Annotated in this window: 9 protein-coding genes; 3 read left to right on the top strand and 6 right to left on the bottom strand. The window is 57.5% G+C overall.

All coding sequences use genetic code 11. The annotated features are described in order from the left end of the window. Nucleotides 1-6: 6 nt before the first annotated feature. Complete coding sequence (locus AB1724_10085; protein ID MEW6078150.1) at nucleotides 7-840, bottom strand: hypothetical protein; 834 nt, start codon at nucleotides 838-840, stop codon at nucleotides 7-9. A 114-nt stretch (nucleotides 841-954) separates the two neighbouring features. Here AB1724_10085 and AB1724_10090 point away from each other — a divergent pair, with 114 nt between their 5' ends. Then, complete coding sequence (locus tag AB1724_10090) at nucleotides 955-1,251, top strand: hypothetical protein (protein ID MEW6078151.1); 297 nt, start codon at nucleotides 955-957, stop codon at nucleotides 1,249-1,251. A gap of 80 nt (nucleotides 1,252-1,331) precedes the next feature. Here the strand turns inward: AB1724_10090 and AB1724_10095 are convergent, their stop codons facing one another. Then, nucleotides 1,332-2,912, bottom strand: coding sequence for a S8 family serine peptidase (locus AB1724_10095; protein MEW6078152.1), 1,581 nt, complete (start codon nucleotides 2,910-2,912; stop codon nucleotides 1,332-1,334). Nucleotides 2,913-3,154: 242 nt separating this feature from the next. On the opposite strand from AB1724_10095, the gene AB1724_10100 reads away from it, so the two are divergent. After that, nucleotides 3,155-4,168, top strand: a complete 1,014-nt coding sequence (locus AB1724_10100; protein MEW6078153.1) for a hypothetical protein — start codon at nucleotides 3,155-3,157, stop codon at nucleotides 4,166-4,168. 35 nt (nucleotides 4,169-4,203) lie between these two features. Next, nucleotides 4,204-5,241, top strand: coding sequence for a hypothetical protein (locus AB1724_10105; GenBank protein ID MEW6078154.1), 1,038 nt, complete (start codon nucleotides 4,204-4,206; stop codon nucleotides 5,239-5,241). 5 nt (nucleotides 5,242-5,246) lie between these two features. Here AB1724_10105 and AB1724_10110 read toward each other — a convergent pair whose 3' ends face one another. The 4 genes from AB1724_10110 to AB1724_10125 all read right to left on the bottom strand — a co-directional run bounded on the left by AB1724_10110 (nucleotide 5,247) and on the right by AB1724_10125 (nucleotide 18,057). Continuing rightward, nucleotides 5,247-6,644 carry an HlyD family type I secretion periplasmic adaptor subunit gene (locus AB1724_10110; GenBank protein MEW6078155.1) on the bottom strand — a complete coding sequence of 466 codons (1,398 nt, stop codon included), beginning with the start codon at nucleotides 6,642-6,644 and terminating at the stop codon, nucleotides 5,247-5,249. Next, nucleotides 6,641-8,323, bottom strand: a complete 1,683-nt coding sequence (locus AB1724_10115; protein ID MEW6078156.1) for an ATP-binding cassette domain-containing protein — start codon at nucleotides 8,321-8,323, stop codon at nucleotides 6,641-6,643. The genes AB1724_10110 and AB1724_10115 overlap by 4 nt, the downstream gene beginning before the upstream one ends. 25 nt (nucleotides 8,324-8,348) lie before the next feature. Next, complete coding sequence (locus tag AB1724_10120) at nucleotides 8,349-10,136, bottom strand: sulfotransferase (GenBank protein ID MEW6078157.1); 1,788 nt, start codon at nucleotides 10,134-10,136, stop codon at nucleotides 8,349-8,351. Nucleotides 10,137-10,344: 208 nt separating this feature from the next. Further along, complete coding sequence (locus AB1724_10125; GenBank protein ID MEW6078158.1) at nucleotides 10,345-18,057, bottom strand: Calx-beta domain-containing protein; 7,713 nt, start codon at nucleotides 18,055-18,057, stop codon at nucleotides 10,345-10,347. Nucleotides 18,058-18,129: the final 72 nt, after the last annotated feature.

Consider the following 18,129-nt stretch of genomic DNA (forward strand, 5'->3'; position numbering starts at 1 on the left):
CCGGGGTCAGAGTCTGGCCTGCAAGGCCCTGTCCAGGGTGTGGATAAAATGCCGGCGCTTGCGGTAGCGTTTTTTCCCGCGCGTGAGCCGGTGCAATATGGCCGACCAACCCACCTCCGGCACGGTGCCGTAGCGGTGAAGCTCCTCCACCGCCTGCCGGAAATGGGACAGGTTCGGGTAATTGTCCAGAAGCGTGTCCAGCAGCGCTTCAAAACTGTCCCCGCCGGCCTTGGCCATAGACTGGAGAACGCCCACGATCTCCCGGCGGACAAGTCGTTCCAGATCCTTCTTCCAGGTAAACACGATTTCAAAATCAAAATGAACCAGCCGGTCGCCCGAAACAAACACGTGGGACAGGGTGGGATTCTCTTGAAGCAGCCGGGGTTCGTTGAGTTCCAGTGCCCTGGCATGACGTCTGCCCCACTCCCGGGCATAGCGGGCGATAACCTCCTTTTTACGTGCCAGGGGTATGCGCTCATCCCGCAGCATCTCGGACAGGGTGGGGCCGGGAATCCACTCCATGGCGGTACAGTATGGCATATCCCGCGACAGTTCCGGTCGGGGATAGATTACGGGAACGTCAAAGCCCTCCCGGTTCCAGAGGTTCAGCACGGCGCGTTCGGTTTCATACCTTCCCGAAATGGAAGGCGAGGACTTTTTCACCAGAGCAAAGGAGCCGATCCGCCGGATCAGCGCCCGCAGCCGGTTTCGTTTCAATCCATAGCTTTTCAGGATAATATGGGTGTCGCCGGAGGCCACCTTGATGATCTGCTGGCAGCCGTCGCCACGACGGCTGGTATTCAGAATCTGACCGTCCGCAAGATCAATGGGCCTCATCATGTTTTTCATCCGTTTGCCTGAAAAGATGATTGACAGAATTTTTCGATATTATATATAATAAAACAAAATTTTCGAAAATTACCTACAATTATTTTTCACAGGAGGGTGTCAATAATGGTTAAACTCTTACGCCGCGCTGCTTTACTGGTACTGATTGCCGCCCTGGTCACGGCCCCGCTCGCCGCTTCGGCCAGACAAATGTCCGACATCAACGAAGTGAACGGCGGAACCATCACCGCGGATTTTCTGGTCTGCCGCCCCCTGGGATTAGCGGCCACGATCCTTGGTTCGGCCCTGTTCGTTGTCTCGTTGCCCTTTTCCGCCCTGGGCGATAATATCGACCAGGTCGGTAACATCCTGGTGGTCGAACCGGCCCGCTTTACGTTTACCAGACCCCTTGGCAAATTCTGAACCGGAATTTCCAGATCAATATAGTCCAATAAAAAAGAAAAGCCGCCTGCGGTGGCGCGGGCGGCTTTTCTTTTTAGCCATCACTGGGCCTGAGCAGGAGCGGGTAAGGCTTTTCTCTGCCGTACTTCCTGCACCGCCCGATGGCAATCGACCAGGCCATGTCCGGTCTGGTAATCAAAGCCGAACGGGTCGATGTCTTTGGCCGTATCGAGGATGATGTCCCGCAGGTCCCAGGGAAGAATGTCCGGGTCCGCCGACAGGATCAGCGCCACGGCGCCGCTTAACATGGCGCCGGCAAAGGAATTTCCGGAAACCCCCTGGGGCCGGATAACGCCGTCCGGCATCACTACCGGCAGATCGGTATTGAACGTGACGACATCCGGCTTGCCCACCTTCCCTTCCCGGTAATAATCGGTCTGCCACTGCACCGGTCCCTGGCTGGAAAACGGCGGCCGGACCAGATCCTGCCGGACACCCGCGGCCGAAATGACCGCGTCCGGGATATCTTCGGGAACGCGCATTTGAACCGGAACCGGCGCGTAATTGCGGCTGCCCGCCCGGGCGAAATTGCCGGCACCGGAAACAAAAACAAGTCCGCAGAAAGCGCCCTGCTCCATAATCTTGCGCCAGTGTGTGCGGTACTGTCCGAATCCGGGCAGAGAAAAACTCATGTTGTATGTATCGGCGCCTATCTCCGCCGCCCATTCCACTCCATCCTCAATATTGCCATGGCCGATCACGCCGGCCCACTGCCCCCGGGGAGCGATGCCCGGCACCCAGGGCTTGTCACCCTGTCCGGAGCCGCATATGATCGAGGCGCACAAAAAGCCATGCAGGGGTTCTCCGATATCTCTTGTACCGCCGAAATCGCCAAGGGGCGTCAGGTTGGCGTTGCCCTGATCGAAATTAAATCCGTGAACATCATCGGCCAGGCCGTTGCCGTCATCATCCTTTCCATTGGCCGGAATTTCCCCGGGTTTACGGTAAAGGCCGGCGGTCAACCCCGCGGTCATCACAAAGTTGCTGTCATGAATGACCGTAATGGTCTGCTGGCCGAAAACGCCAAATTCCCTCCAGACCCGGTCCGCTCCCAGTTTTTCCGCATACCAGGGGAAGGTAACGGTCTCCGGCTGAAACGGCGTCTGCGAAACGGCGGGATAAAAAGACCCTTCTCCCGCGGCCGCCCGGATAGGAACGTTGTCCACCCGGGCAAATATCTTGCTGACTCCGGGAACAGCGGTCAATTCCTTCAAGGCGCCGGCATTGCTCACCCGGCAACTGAAGCCGTTGATGATCCAGTGCCGGTGGACCTGGTCAATCTTTTTCTGCCGGACCAGGCCCTCGATTCCGGTCCCGGCAACGCTCCAGGCGTCGTCATTGAGTCGTTTCAGATCGGACACGACCCGGCGACGCATGTCGCTTCGTTTCCAGCCGGCGAATTCTTCCGTCTTGCGCCGATAAGCGCCGCCGTCCTCCAGAAACTGTTTGTCAAACCAGACCACCACCCGGCAGGGCCAGGCGACCGCGCCTTCCTTCAACACCGGCATCAGCCAGACGTTATTTTTCGTCAGGGACACCGCTTCAGACCAGGCCGGGCGGGCACCGGTCAGCACAGAAAAGCAGATCAAAATCAATATTGACGTCCGCACATGCTTTTTCATGGCAGATCCTCCCATGATAATGATGATATTTTCTGTTCTTATCACAACCGGTTGTTTTAACAAAACATAAAATACCCTTTCGGCTTCATTTACCCCTGCCTCCTCTTATCGACGCGGATGGCATTTCTGTAAAAAAAATATATTGTTTGCGGCCATTCATTAATGTTAAAAATATGATCTTCCGGTCTGCCCGGAAGGCCGTTTGTCATTATCGAAAATCTTTTGCAAAAGGACTCATCACCATGTTCAACATGAAACGTGAAGGCAGTCTTCTCCATCCCTACTGGCCGGAGGCCAGGTGGAATATCTCCGGGCTTTTCAATTATCGCCCACTGGTCAATTTTCTGGTGCAGACCATGCGGGCCCATGGGCTGACCCATGTGCTGGAATCGTTTCACGACTCGCCGGACCTGCCCTGGAACGGCGGCCGTGTCAACGCCAACGTGCCCAAGCACCCGGACCTGGAAACCTACATGCAAACCTTGAACCGCATGGGCATCGGCGTCTATCTGACCTTTACCAACGCCATTCTGGAGAAGAAGCACCTGGATGACAAGGCCTCCAACGAGTTGCTGGACATGCTGGATGAGAAATGCGGCTTGAACGGCGTGATCGTGTTAAACGATCTGCTGTCGGATTATATCCGCAAGAGAAAACCCGGCTTGAAACAAATCAGCTCGGTGGTCAAAGCCTTTATTGAAAACCCCAAAGGAGACATCGACTGGTACCGGAGAATGCAGGAGCGGTTTGACCGGGTGGTGATTCACACCGACCATATGTTCGACCGGGAACTGCTGGACAAGCTGGACCGGGACAAGTCGGAAATCCTGATCACGGAAGAGTGCATTTATCTGTGCCCCAACCGCGCCCATCATCAGACCCTGAACTCCCTCTTTAATGTCGCCCAGTTTGAAGACCCGGAAAAAGCGAAGAAAATCATGGAGGAAATCAAAACCATCCGGGAAACCCGGTGCGCCGGCGGCGGTCGGATTCTGGATCCGGAAAGAAACGTCAAGGGATACCGCACGGTTTACCTGAATCACGACGAGGTCAAACTCATCTACGACATGGGCTTCAAGCATCTGAAAATCTCCGGCCGGCGCAAGACCATCTACGGCATGGCCTGGAATATATTAAACTGGGTCTTCAACCAGGACCAGGCTTATATCTTTGCCCGGATCCTGTACTCCAGCATTGACCAGAAAGTCCGAACCGATTTTAAGAAAATCGCGAGGGAAAAAGGCATCATCAGATAACGGCTCAGCATCCGACCAATAAAGGGTAAAAACTCATGTTCATAAAAACAGAAAGAGAAACCAGCATTCTCCATCCGGACTGGCCGGAAGCCAGATGGCACATCTCCGGCATGTATAATTACAGGGTGTTCTTGCGTATTTTCATCAACCAGATGAACGCCCACAAGCTTCTCCCGGCCATCGCCTCCTTTCACGGATGTCCTGACCTTCCCTGGAACGGCGGCCACCTGAACGCCGGGGTGCCCAACACGGATTCGGCCAAATTTTTCGATGCCCTGAATAAAAACAACATGGGCGCCTTTTTAAGCTTCACCAACCTGGCCCTTGGCAAGGAGCATCTCTCCCACCCGGAAGCCAACCTGATCCTGGAACAAATGGACGAAAAATGCGGACTGAACGGCGTCGTTGTCGTCAGCGATCTGCTGTCGGACTATATCCGCAACAAGAAACCGGGCCTGAAGCAGGTCTGCTCGTATGAAAAAGCCCTTCTGGAAAACCCTCAGGGAAACGTGGACTGGTATAAAAAGATGCAGGAACGGTTCGACCGGGTAATCCTTTTTCCCGACCACGTCTTTAACCTCGATCTCCTCGACCAGCTGGACCGCGACCGCACGGAAATTCTGGTCAACGACGAATGCGTCTACCGCTGCCCCAAGCGTAAACGTCACCTGACCCTCGTCTCCCAGTTTAATCTAAAGCGGTCACCCCAGCTGCTGGAAGAGCTCAAGCATGTCCGCCAGCACTGTTCAGGCGAATTCGGCATCATTTCCGACAAAAGGAATCCCGCCCATATCCGTCCCGGATTTCTGCGGTACAGTGAACTGAAGACCATCTACGACATGGGTTTCAGGAACTTCCGCATCTGCGGACGGCGGAAATCCATATTCGGCCTGGCCTGGAACGTCACCCATTTCGTCTATAACCCCGCCATGGCCTCCATTTTCGCTACCGTCTGGGCCCATAAAATCGACGAGAGCTTCAAGGATGAATTCAAGAGGCTGGGGCAGCGGCAGGCACCAGGAGGGCAGCAGCCGCAGCAAGGGGTGCCGGCTGAAAAAGCGGACATCGTATAGATTCGTTATCGTTCCGTCAGGGCGCTGTCCATGGACGCGAAGAACGGGGAAAGCAGATATTCGAGCACGGTCCGCTGGCCGGTGTGAATGTTGACCAGAACGGTCATTCCCGGATAAAGGCAGTAGGCGTCCCCTCCGCTGCTTTTGAAGCAGGATTCCTCGGTGGCGACGCGGGCGCTGTAGTAGGGCTGACCCTTGTCCGTGACCAGGGTGTCCGGGCTGATGTGTACCACCTCGCCGTTGATATTACCGAACCGCCTGGCATCGGCCGTGGTCAGCTTGATGACCGCTTTCTGCCCGGCATGGATGTAGCCGATATCCTGGGTGGGCAGGCGGGCTTCCACGATAAGGAGGTCCCCTTCCGGGACGATATCCAGCACCGTCTCACCCGGCCGGATGACCCCGCCTTCCGTTACCAGGTACAGGGTTTTGATGATGCCGTCCACCGGCGCCCGCAGAACCGTTCGCTGCAGGTTGTCATCGAACTTCTTTAACCGTTCCAGGTACCCGTCGTACTGCCCGCGGTTCTCATCCAGGGCGGTCTGCACCTCCTCGTTGTAAGCCGAGAGAATGCCGTTTAACCGCACCTCCTCCATTTTCAGGGCTGTTTCAGCCTGATTATAGGCCGCCTCATTTTCTTCAATGGCGCTCTTGAGGGTATTTTCTTCCTTGAGCAGTTCCAGATGGGTGTAGCGATTGGTCAGATCATCCTTGAGCAGTTCTTCGCTGATGCTGATCTGCTCCTGAAGAAGCGTCAGTTTTTCCTTCTGGTTGCGCAGGCGGGCCTCGATCTCATCCATCTGCTGCCGGCTCTGGTTGACCAGCTGCTTCTGACGCTCCTGCTCCAGGCGGAGCCGCTCCCGCCGGGCCCGGAACAGGTCTTTGGCCTGCTTGACCAGTTCCGGATAATCTTTCGCCAGTTCAGAATTGAACGTCAACTCGCTCCGTCCGGCAAACTCCGTTGACAGGCGGATGCCTTCGATTTCCAGTGATTTGATGCGGAGATTCAACTCCCGGACATCAGCGTCACTGGCTGTGGTCTGGAGCTCCACCAGCGGCTCGTCCTTTTTGACCCGCTCCCCCTCCCGGACCAGGATCCGCTGGACGATGCCTCCCTCCAGGTGCTGAACGCTCTTGACCTTGGTTGATGGGACCACCTCTCCCTGGGCCATGCTGAAAATATCCAGCTTGCCGAAAGCGGCCCAGATAAAAAAAAGCAGGCACGTACCGACCAGAAGCATCAGAAAATAGCGGGGAGCCCGACCGACCACCTCTTCGACAACAGCGGCCTCATCCATCCAGGACTGCTCTTCCGGTAATCTGTCCACCGGAACCAGCTCTCGTGCGGTCTCTGCACCGGATCCGCTTTTAATAAGCCCGTTTTCTATTTTCTTTTCGTTCATGGCCTCTTATCCGGAATGGCCGGCCTCTCCATGGTAAACGGCGTCAACTCGGGAATCGGTTTCCTGTTCAAATCCAGACGGAACCCGCTGGCCTGAAGAATGTTGGGGTTGTGGGAACAGACCACCAGGGCCCGACCGCTTTTGAGAAGATCCCGCATGACATTGGACACGACCGTGATTCCCTCGTTATCCAGCCCGCCCACCGGCTCGTCGAACACCGCCAGCATGCCGTCGGAAACCAGGGCCCGGGCCAGGGCCAGACGGCGGCGGATGCCCACGGCCAGGTTCATGCCGCCGTTGGCCAGCATGGTCTCCAGGCCGTCCGGGCTCTGATCCAGAAAACGGTTCAACCCGGCCCGGCCGACAATCTGTTGCAGCATCTGGTCGTTCATGTCCGGTCGCTGTGTCATCAGGTTTTCACGGATGGTGCCGTCAAAAAAAACCGGCTCCTGGGGAAGGTAAATGATCTGCCGGCGCCACCATTCGGGCAGCATCTGGCGGATATCCAGGCCGTCGGCAAAAATCTGCCCCCGGGTCGGCTCCAGCAGCCCCAGCAGAATCCTGGCCAGGGAGGTCTTTCCGGCGCCGTTATCGCCGGTAATCAGCAGAACCCTTCCGGGTGTCAGATTGACGGTAATGGACTCAAACAGCGGCCCGGACGAACCGGGAAACCAGAAGGTCAGGTCCTTTATCTCCAACCGGCCGCTGAAATGGCGCAGGGCGGTACCACGGGTGGCTTCCCGGGGCAGATGGGTAAACTTGTCCAGCAGGTCAAGCGACTGCTGGGCCTTGGCAAAAACCGACCCCAGCAGGGCAAACCGGCTGATGGGCGCCAGCGCCCGGGCGGCCAGGATATTAAACCCGATCATAACGCCCACGGACATCTTGCCGGAGACAACCAGCATGGCGCCCACCGCAATTATGGTCACGGTCATAAGGGAGGCGATGCTGGTGCTGATGGACTGAAAAAGCCCCTGCCGGGTCGTCAGGACCCTGCGCAGGCGATTGGCCAGTGCCTGCTGCCTGCCCCACATCTCCTTTAGAAACCGGGCGGCGTTAAAGCTCCGGATGGCGTCCGTGGCCATGATGGCCGAGCCCACCAGGGAATTACTGCGCACGGCCGCCTGGTTAAGATCCTGGGTGGGGCTGCCCAGGAGGTTGTGGCTGACCAGGGCAAAAACAAACATGACCAGGATAAACCCGCTGGCAATGGCGCCGATACGGTAATCCATCACGAACAGGACGATGATATAAAAAAAAGCGAAAACCATATCCATGATGGTGGATATGTTGTCCGGACTGTAGGCATGCTGAACGGCCGACAGCCCGGCCATGACCTCCCGCCGCATGCCCGGCGGCATCTTCTCGATGGCGCTCATGCGGGCGGACGTCAGGGAGGCAAAGGCCCCGCCGGCCAGCCGGGCGTCGGGCCCCAGGCTGATGCCTTCAGCCAGTTTCAGCCGCACCTGCCTGAAGGCGAACTCCATAATTATGGCCAGGATCACGCCTGCTGTAAGGGTGTAAAGGGTGCTGCTCACGCCGTGGGCGACATAACGGTTGAGCACCAGGATGACAAACATGGATGTAGCAAGAGCCAGCAGGCTGATAAAAAAAGACGCCAGCAGCAGTTCCAGCGCCAGCCGCGGCGACGCTTTCAGCCGGTTGAAGAGTTCACGCATGGTACCAGAGTCCCTGTGTTTCTCGCTAATCCCGTTTCAATGACTCTTCCGACTGGGCTTCTCCCAGGGCTTCCCGCAGGGGGCCGATAAACTTCTCGTAATGTTTCCAGCGGGCCATGGAACTGGTATACACCGGCTGCCGCACCTGCCAGTTACTGGCGGTCTTCACCGTCCGTTCGGTCTTGTAAAAATTCAGGCAGGCCTCATCCCATTCCAGGCCGATGAATTCGATCAGCTTGCGGCTCATGCCCTCGTGGTCGGCGACCATATCTTCATAGCGGACGTCAAAAATCTTCTGCGGCAGCACCTGATGCCAGTGCTTCATGATCCGCGTGTAATCGCGGTAATAACTTCCCAGAAACGTCAGGTCCCGGGAAAACGGCATGACCATGGCAAAGTGCTGAAAATAGCAGGACAGGCAGGTGTCCAGGGGCTCCCGGTGGCAATGGATGATTTTGGCGTTGGGCAGCAGCAGGGCGATGAATCCCAGGTTGATGAAATTTCCCGGCATCTTGTCGGTCACCCGTTTGGCCGTTCCGCCTACGGTGCGCAGATAGTTGACGTACTCTTCGCCCAGCTGGCAGGCGGTGATGGCGTCGACCAGGGTGGCGCATTCGGGGTAGGCGGCCATCCGGCCCTGAACCGCCTGCAGGGCGCCTATGATCTGGCCGATGTTGTTGAGTTCACCGGCGCCGTACACCTCCGGGTGGCTGGCCAGGGTCTGCTCCACCAGGGTGGTTCCGGACCGGGGCATGCCCAGCACGAATACCGGCAGAGTGGATTCACTGCCGAAACCCCGCCGGCCGGCAAAAAACTCCTTGTTGAATATAGCCATCATGCGGTCAACGGCAAAACTGTGCAGCTTGGGGTCAAACGGCTTTTCCCGGGTGTCCATCTCATTGCCGCGCTTGAAATGATAAAAGGCCTTGTCGTAGTTACCCAGGTCATCGTGAAGTTTTCCCAGGGAAAAATGCATGCTGCACTGCTGCTCGGCATTGAGGCGGTCATCATTGACCATCTTTTCCATGCGGGCCAGTTCTTCGTTGTTTGATCCCACCCGAGCCCGGGACAGGTTGTAATAGGACGACACATGGTCAGGGTCCAGGGCCAGGGCTTTTTCAAAATGGGTGATGGCCTCGTCGATATGGCCCATATTTTTGAGAATGCTGCCGATATTGTTGATAATGCCCACGTGGTTGGGCATTTTTTCAAGGACGCTGCGGTATAATTCCAGGGCTTCCTCGGACTGTCCGTCCCGCTCCAGCGTGTTGGCCAGACTGAGCTGGGCCTCGATGTAGCCCGGCCTCAAGGCAGCGGCTTTCCGCAACAAAGGGATCGCTTCCTTGAGCCGCTCCTGGTCCACGAAAGTCAACCCCAGGTAATGATAGGCCGGGGCAAACGTCGGGTTGATGGCCAGGGACAGGCGGAACCGGGCCGTGGCCTCCTTGAATTTGCCCTGATCCCGCAAGGTATTGGCAATGCCCAGGTGACCCATGAGAAACTCCGGCATCTGGGCGATGGCCTCTTCAAAGGCTTCCATGGCCTTGTCGAACTGACGATTGCGGCGATAGGCTTCTCCCAGGTTGCCGAAATAAAGCGGATTTCTCTTGTCGATCTGGACCGCCTTGGAAAGCAGTTCAATGGCCCCCCGGTAATCCATCCGCTTGTATTTGATGAGCCCCGCGGCGTGCAAAACCTGCGGCTCCAGGGGATGGCTCTTCAGCAGGGGGTTGCACAAATCCTCGGCTTCTTTTAAGCGGTTGAAATTGATGTGCTGCATGGCCATCGCCACATCCTGTTCCATTATCGCCATAGCTTCTCCTGTTGTACTGATCTGTTGGTTCTTCTCTTACCTAAAAAGGCTGCTATTCCTCTTTTCTCCAGTCCGGGTCGGGGCCCGGCATGACCAGCAGGACTGCTTAATCTATAATTTCAGGCTGTAAAATTCAAGCGTTAATTACCGGATGAAAAAAAAGGGGACCGGAAAACCGGCCCCCTTTTTGGTGAAATTCCCGTAACGATTAGTAGAAAGTAATATCTCCGTGGGTCAGGCCGACATTGGCGTCAAACATGGCCACCACTGTCTTGGCGTTGGTCACGTTGGCGCCGTCGGGATCATAATAAAGCACGTTGTTGGCCGAATTCCAGATAAAGAAGTCATTGGCCGTGGCCGCCGTGGTCCCGGCGAGGAAGCAGTTGGAGGTCAGTACGCCGGCGGCGGTGTTCCCGTTAAAGGCGGCATTCAGGAACGAGAGGTTGAAGTTATGGGCGGAGGTCAGGCCGTTGATCCAATCGCCCAGTTCGGTGGTGCCCGCAAACCGGAAGATAAACGCGGCATCCGACGCGTCGGCCGTGATGGAAATGGTGTCGTTGCCGGCTCCGGCATAAATATCAACGGTGTTGCCGGCGGCCGAGGTGGCGTTGATGTACAGGTTGATGTTATCGTTTCCGGACCCGCCGACCAGGGTAAAGGCGTTGTTAAGGAACCCGCCGGTAGTTCCAGCCTGATTGACCGTCAGATTCATGGTATCGGCGCCACTGCCGCCTGACATCATTACGTGGTTGGTGAGGATATTGGCGCTGGCCAGCACGTTTGTCGATGCTCCCGCGGCCGAAGCCGTGGCCGATGCGGTCATATTCAGCGTCAGGGTATCATTCCCGGTTCCGCCTATCATGTTGATGACGTTGTTGCTGATTCCGGCGTAGGCGTAGGCCGAGGCGCTTTCCACCGTGCCGTAAGCGGCGGCAGTGGCCTGAGCGGCTGCCGCTGCCTTCATGGTCAGAGAAAGCGTATCCATTCCTCCTGCGCCGGTCATGACCGCCGTATTATTGGAAACATAGGCCGTAGCATAGGCCAACGCCTGGGCAGAAGCAGAATATCCGTTAGCCAGGGCGTTGGCATTTCCAGTAGCGGACGCCGAGAGATTCAGGGACAGGGTGTCGGCGCCGGTCATGCCACCCATGAAAATATTGTTGTTGTAAACGGTAGCCAAGGCCGTATACATGAAGGCGCTCGCCGAGGTCGCGCCCGCGCCCATGGCTATAGCCGATGCCCTGGCATTAGCCGCCAAAAGGGCCGTCAGGCTATCGTACCCGGCGCTGCCGGTCATGTTGATCACATTGCTCGAAACATAGGCATAGGCATAGTAGATGCTGGCCGTTACAGCGTTCTGCGCCCAACCCGACACAGAGGCAAAAGCTACCGCGTCCGCGGACAGGGTCAGGGCCAGGGTATCGGTACCGGTAGCGCCATACATGCAGATATCATTGCCGTACACCTGGGCATAAGCGGTGTAGGCGGAAGCGTAAGCATAGGATACGCCGGAACCGCCATAGGCCACGGCCGAGTTCACGGCCTGGGCCGCGAGCTTCGCCGTCAGATGGTCATTGCCCGATCCGCCGGCCATCGTCGCGGTATTGCTGTATACATAAGCATAGGCATAACCTGCCCAGGCGCTGACATAAGTGGCGTCAACCGCCCTTGCCCCGGCATAGAGGGAAACGTCCGCCAACATGGTCAGGGACAGGGTGTCGGTTCCTGTTCCGCCATCCATGACAATGCCGTTGTAATCCACGGACGCGTATCCATAATAGGCGTAAGCATAAGCATAGGAAGCGCTGGTGCCGCCGTTGTAGGCAATGGCCGATCCTTTGGCGCTGGCCGAAAGCAGGGCCGAGAGAGAGTCAGCGCCCGCACCGCCGGTCATGGTGATGTCATTGTAATTGACATAGGCATAGGCATAGTAGGCGCTGGCAAAAGCCGAATTGCTCACCCCGCCCAGGGCCGAGGCAGAGCCCAAAAGGGAGGCCTGGGCGATCATGTTAACGCCAAGGGTATCGTTCCCCGCCATACCTGCCATGAACACATCGTTGCTGTAAATGTACCCATAGGCCGAGTAACCGTAGGCATAGGCGTAGTCATTGCCCGGCCACCAGCCGGCCTTGGCAATGGCGCTGTTCTGCGCGCTGGCCGCCAGCAGGACCGACATGCTGTCATCACCCGCCCCTCCGGACATCATCACGCCGTTGTAGCCAACCCCGGCATAGGCATAATAGGCGTAGACGGAAACATAACTGGCCGAAACCCCGAAGGCTGAGGCATACAAATCCGCTTGGGCGGTTATCCGCAGGGTGAGCGTATCCGTTCCCGTGCCCGCGCCCATGAACACATTGTTGTAGCTACCATAAGCGGAGGCATAGTAGGCATAGGCGTAAGCATAATAAGCGCTTTCGCCCATATTGTATGCGATGGCCGATCCTTTAGCGCTGACCCCCAGCATGGCCGTCAGGCTGTCGTTGCCCGCGCCGCCGGTCATGGTGATGTCGTTGTAACCCATGTAGGCATAGGCATAATAGGCGCTGCCATAAGCGGAATTGGTCATGCCGCCGGACATGGAAGCGGAACCCAGGACCGCGGCATCAGCCGAGAGCATGACCGAGAGCCGGTCATTGCCGCTGCCGCCGAGCATGATAACGTCGTTGCTGTACACATAGGCATAGGCCGTGTAGGCGTAAGCGTAGGCGTACTCTTCCGAGCCGGTGCCGTTGTTGGCAATGGCCAGGGCGGTATTTCCGGCGTTGGCGGCGAGCTGCGCCGTCAGCACGTCGTTGCCGTTGCCGGCGGTCATGACGATGGTGTTGTAGTCCACGGAAGCGTAGGCATAATAGTTCCAGGCCGAAACATAGTCGGCTGATCCCGACGCTTCAGCGTAAATGCCCACGTCAGCCAGAAGCCTGACCGACAGGGTATCGTCTCCTGCGCCGGCGCCTCCCAGCATGTTTATTGTATTATTAGAAACCTCAGCCGTATCATAGTAGGCATAGACGTAGGCATAGGAAGCGCTCGGACCGCCATAGGCGATGGCTGACCCTTTGGCGCTGGCCGCCAGCAGCAACGCCAGGGAATCGTTACCGGCGCCGCCGGTCATGGTGATGTTATTGTAATTAACAGAGGCGTAGGCGTAGTAGGCGCTGGCCCAGGCAGAACCGGTTCCCGCCCCCGTTCCTCCACCGCCCATGGACGCGGACGCCAGCATGTACACATCCGCCGACAGGGACAGGGACAGCGTGTCATCCCCGCTTCCGGCCGCCATGACAATGTTATTGCTGTTAACCTGAGCATAAGGATTGGCATAAACATAGGCGTAAACATAGGAAGCGCTGGACCCGGCCCTGGCGATGGCGACCTCCCTGTTGCTGGCCGCCAGCATGGCGGTCAGGGAGTCATTGCCCGTTCCGCCGGTCATGGTGATGCCGTTGTAGTTTACTTCCACATAGGCCGTGTAGGCGTAGGCACTGACATAGTAGGCCGTACCCGCCGCGGAAGCATCTGCATACACGGAGGCGTCCGCCGAAAGAGTCAGCGACAGGGTATCATACCCGGTACCTCCTCCCATAAAAACGTTATTGTAGTTGGCTGAAACATAGGCGTAATAAGCGTAAGCATAAACGTAATAAGCGCTGGGGCCGGCCTGTTCGGCCACGGCGCTGACTTTGGCACTGGCCGCCATCATGGCGGTCAGGGTATCATTGCCGTCGGATCCGTTCATGTAAAGGTTGTTGTAGCCGACCGAAGCATAACCGGTTCCCGCGTAACCGTAAACATAGGAGGCGTTTGATGCGCCCTGGGCATAGCCGGTGGCCTGGGCATTGGCCATCAGCATGGCGGACAGGGAATCGTTGCCGGCCCCGGCGGTCATGGTAATGTTGTTGCTGTAAACATAAGCATAGGCATACCAGGCGCCGGCGGAAACATAATAGGCTGACCCCGCGGCTTCGGCGTAGATGGAGGCATCCGCCAGCATGGACAGGGACAGGGTGTCATCGCCTGATCCGGCCACCATTACTACGCTGTTGGACGAAATGCTGGCCGAGGCATAATAGGCATACGCATAGGCATACGATGCACTCGTGTTGCCGGCATAGGCGATGGCCGTATTTTTCGCGCTGGCCTGGAGCAGGGCGGTCAGGGAGTTGTTGCCGTCCCCGGCTGTCATGAAAATGGTGTTGTAGTCAATGTCGGCATCCACATAACCGTAATTGCTGACATAAGCGGAGTATCCGTTCGGCACCGAGGCGGATGCATACATCGTGGCATTGGCCAGCAGGGACAGAGACAGGGTGTCGTCTCCGTCAAACTTACCGCCGGCAAACATGTAAATGTTGTTATAGGTAATGGAGGCCGAGGCCGTGTAGGCATAGGCGTAGGCATAATCGGCGTTGGCTCCGCCGTCGGCTATGGCGGTCAGGCGGGCCGTAGCCGCCAGCAGGGCGGTCAGATTATCGCTGCCCGCGCCGGCGGTCATGGTTATATCGTTGTAACTGACATAAGCATAGGCATAATAAGCATAAGCCGACACGCTGTAGGAAGCATCCGCTGCCCGGGCATACCCGGAGGCGTTGGCCTGCAGAGACACGGACAGGGTATCGGCTTCGGTGCCGCTGCCGGCCAGCATGCGAACGGTGTTGCTGTAAACATAGGCGGTGGCGTATGAGGCATAGGCATAGACGTATGAGGCATTGTTAAGCCCGCCTTCGGCGATGGCCGTGGCTCTGGCGGACGCCGCCAGCATCGCCGTCAGTGTGTCAAAACCGTTCCCGCCGGTCATGGTGATATTGTTGCTGCTGACATAGGCATAGGCGTAATAGGCATAGGCGGAAACCGTTGTCGCGGACCGGGAGTTGACGGCGTATTCCATGAGCGCGGCATCAGCGGTCAGCATCAGGGCCAGAGTGTCGTTGCCGGATCCAGCGGCCATGATGATGTTGTTGCTATTAACGGAGGCGTAGGCCGTGTAGCCGGACGCATAAACATTGGTGGCATACGTACGGCCGATGGCGGTGGCCGTGGCCCTGGCGGATGCGGCCAGCATGGCGGTCAGATTGTCGCTGCCCGACCCGCCGGTCATGGTGATGTTGTTGCTGTTCACGTAGGCATAGGCGTAATAAGCAAGCGCGGTCACAGAAGAAGCACCGCCGCTGGCAGAAGCGTAAACCGAGGCGTCGGCCGAGAGCATCACCGCCAGTGTGTCGTTGCCGGTCCCGCCGCCCATGAAAAGGTCGTTATTATAAACGGAAGCGGAGGCATAAGAGGCTATGGCGTAAGCATAATTGTAGTTTTTGGCAAGCGCCAGGGCGGTCATCCTGGCGGACGCGGCCAGATGGGCCGTCAGGTTGTCGCTGCCCGATCCGCCGGTCATGACAATGCTGTTGTCGGTCACATAAGCATAAGCGTAATAACCGGTCAGATAGGACACGGACCCGGACAGGTTGACGCCGGAGGCGAATAGCTGGGCGTCGGCTGAAAGCATCAGGGACAGGGTGTCGTTACCGGCTCCGGCCAACATGAAAACATCGTTGCCGTAAACCGAGGCATAAGCCGTATAGACATACGCGGTCGCCATGGACGCGCCCGGACCGCCGTAGACAATCCCGGACGCTTTGGCGGAAGCCGCCAGCAAGGCAGACAGGGAGTCGTTGCCGTCCCCGCCGGTCATGGTGATAGCGTTGTTGTAAACATAAGCATAGCCATAATAGGCAGTGGCGGTCCCATACCCGTTGACTATCGACGCGTCGGCGTAAATGTAGGCATCGGCCGTCATGGTCAAAGCCAAAAGGTCATTGCCGGCGCCGCCCAGCATCATGACGTTGTTGCTGTAAACGGAAGCATAAGCGTAATAAGCGCTGCCATAGGCATACCCGCTGCCGTTGGCAACGGCCGTCACCCTGGCGGAGGCCGCCAGCTGGGCCGACAGGGTGTCGTTCCCGGCGCTGCCGCTCATGACAATATTGTTTGAATAGATCGAGGCATAGGCATAATAGGCATAGGCGGATGCGGAGGAGGCGGCCGATGAGGCCTGTGCAAAGGCCTGGGCATCGGCTTCCATGGACAGGGCAATGGTGTCGTTGCCGGTGCCGCCGATCAGGTTTATGTTGTTATAATTGATGGAGGCATTGGCGCCGCTTACGGCGGCCGTTGTCGCACCAGTGTTGCTGGCCACGGCATCGGCCTGCATGCGGACCGTGATAGAATCGTTGCAGGCGCCGGCATCGATGTTGATGGTATTGCTGTTAACACCGGCTGAGGTCCAGCCCCAGAACCCGGTAGTAATTCCCGATGCCCGCATGGACACCTGGATGGCGTCGCTGCTCAAGCTGCCAAGAAGGTTGAGCGTGTTGTTGTTAACGCTGCCCGTGCCATGGAGGTTGGCAAAAAGAAAATCATTACAGGCCGATCCATCCATGTTGATGTTATAGCTGTTGACGGCACCAGCGGTGTTCGTCAGTTGAGCGCGCATGAGGTCGCAGTTAGGATGACCGGCCATGGTAAAGGTCGCCGGCGCGGTGGCGTACGTCACCATCTGCCCCACACAGGGGAAACAGGGACCGGTGACGGTGGTCGGCGTGTCCTCATTGACAATGATGGCCGTGGCGGTCGCGATGGCGATCTGGGCGCCGCCGGAGGGGTTGAAAAGCCGGACGTCAAAACTTTCATCCTCTTCTATCGTCAGGTCGCCGGTCACATCCACCGTGATGGTCTTGGTGGTTTCGCCGGCGGCAAAGGTGACCACGCCGCCCGGCAGGGCGCCGCCGAAATCATCGGCATTGGCCGGATTGGTTCCGCTTCCTTCCACGGCCCAGTTAACCGTCTGTTCCGTGTCGGTATCGCCGGCACGGGTGATGGTGAAGGTGTAAACGGTGGTCTCGCCGGTATCGGCTTCGTTCTGGGATGCGGCGCCGGTTACGGCAATGGAAAAAGCCGTCTCGCCGGGGGGAAGGATGGCATCATCATTAATAATTGTGCCTTCAGCCGATGCCGTTACTATTTCCGCATTGGGCCCGGTCGGGTCGGAGAGGGTAACGATAAACGTTTCATCAAACTCGACCGCCAGGTCTCCCAGGATTTCCACGGTGATGGTCTTGGTGGTTTCGCCCGGCGCAAAGGTCAGGGCGCCGCTGGGCATTAGCAGACCGTTGAAATCATTGTTGTCGGCCGGATGATCGCCGCTGCCGGCCACGCTCCAGCTCACCTGATTGGTGCCGCTGACATTTCCGCTCCGGGTGACCGTAAACGTATATTCGGTGACACCGGCGTTGTTTTCCGTAACCGACGCCATATCGGTTCGAATGGAAAAGGAGGCCTGCTCCGGTGGCTCAGGTCCGGTGCCGCCGCCTTCATCTATAATCGGCCAGTAGTCCTCTAGTTCATCACCAACGGTTCTGTCGCCCTGGCGGCCTTCGTCACGGCCTTCTCCGAATCGGGGGCCTTCCCAGCCCTTCCATCTCCCGCCTAAATCACGAAGGTCAAGGTAGCCGTTCTGATGGGGGTGCCCCAGAGGTCCGTCCAGACCGCGGTCATCCAGGCTCAATGTCCCATCGATCTCGCGGGAAATGCTCTGGATATCATCCAAGGTCACCGGTTGGTTACCCGTATCCAGCAGACCGCCGAAATCGGTGTCGACCAGCATCGCGGACAGCTTTTCCAGGGCGCTGTTGAAGGCACTTTCAGCAGACATGCCGCTGTTCAATGCCTGGCTGAATTGAGCCATGGCCTCTGCTTTCATCTGCAGAAACCCCTCCGGGATCTCTCCGAGTATGCTCTTCAGCGACGCCTGCATGGCCTTAACGGCGGCTTCAGCCGCATCGGCGGGAGCAGCATTCTGGCCCATGGCTGCGAGGAAAGCGGTTTTAGCGGCGGTCATGGTTTGGGTTAAAACGGTCTGAGTATCTGCCATCTGGCACCTCCAAAAATTAAACGACAAGGCCCTGACATTTTATAAATAAGCTACGTAAACTTTATCGCGTAC

It is taken from the genome of Thermodesulfobacteriota bacterium, from assembly GCA_040753795.1.
Lineage (GTDB): Bacteria > Desulfobacterota > Desulfobacteria > Desulfobacterales > Desulfosudaceae > JBFMDX01.

Excerpts from the sequence above, each read along its gene's own strand:
- AB1724_10085 (MEW6078150.1), bottom strand. The coding sequence starts at position 840 with ATGATGAGGCCCATTGATCTTGCGGACGGTCAGATTCTGAATACCAGC.
- AB1724_10090 (MEW6078151.1), top strand. The coding sequence starts at position 955 with ATGGTTAAACTCTTACGCCGCGCTGCTTTACTGGTACTGATTGCCGCC.
- AB1724_10095 (MEW6078152.1), bottom strand. The coding sequence starts at position 2,912 with ATGAAAAAGCATGTGCGGACGTCAATATTGATTTTGATCTGCTTTTCT.
- AB1724_10100 (MEW6078153.1), top strand. The coding sequence starts at position 3,155 with ATGTTCAACATGAAACGTGAAGGCAGTCTTCTCCATCCCTACTGGCCG.
- AB1724_10105 (MEW6078154.1), top strand. The coding sequence starts at position 4,204 with ATGTTCATAAAAACAGAAAGAGAAACCAGCATTCTCCATCCGGACTGG.
- AB1724_10110 (MEW6078155.1), bottom strand. The coding sequence starts at position 6,644 with ATGAACGAAAAGAAAATAGAAAACGGGCTTATTAAAAGCGGATCCGGT.
- AB1724_10115 (MEW6078156.1), bottom strand. The coding sequence starts at position 8,323 with ATGCGTGAACTCTTCAACCGGCTGAAAGCGTCGCCGCGGCTGGCGCTG.
- AB1724_10120 (MEW6078157.1), bottom strand. The coding sequence starts at position 10,136 with ATGGCGATAATGGAACAGGATGTGGCGATGGCCATGCAGCACATCAAT.
- AB1724_10125 (MEW6078158.1), bottom strand. The coding sequence starts at position 18,057 with ATGGCAGATACTCAGACCGTTTTAACCCAAACCATGACCGCCGCTAAA.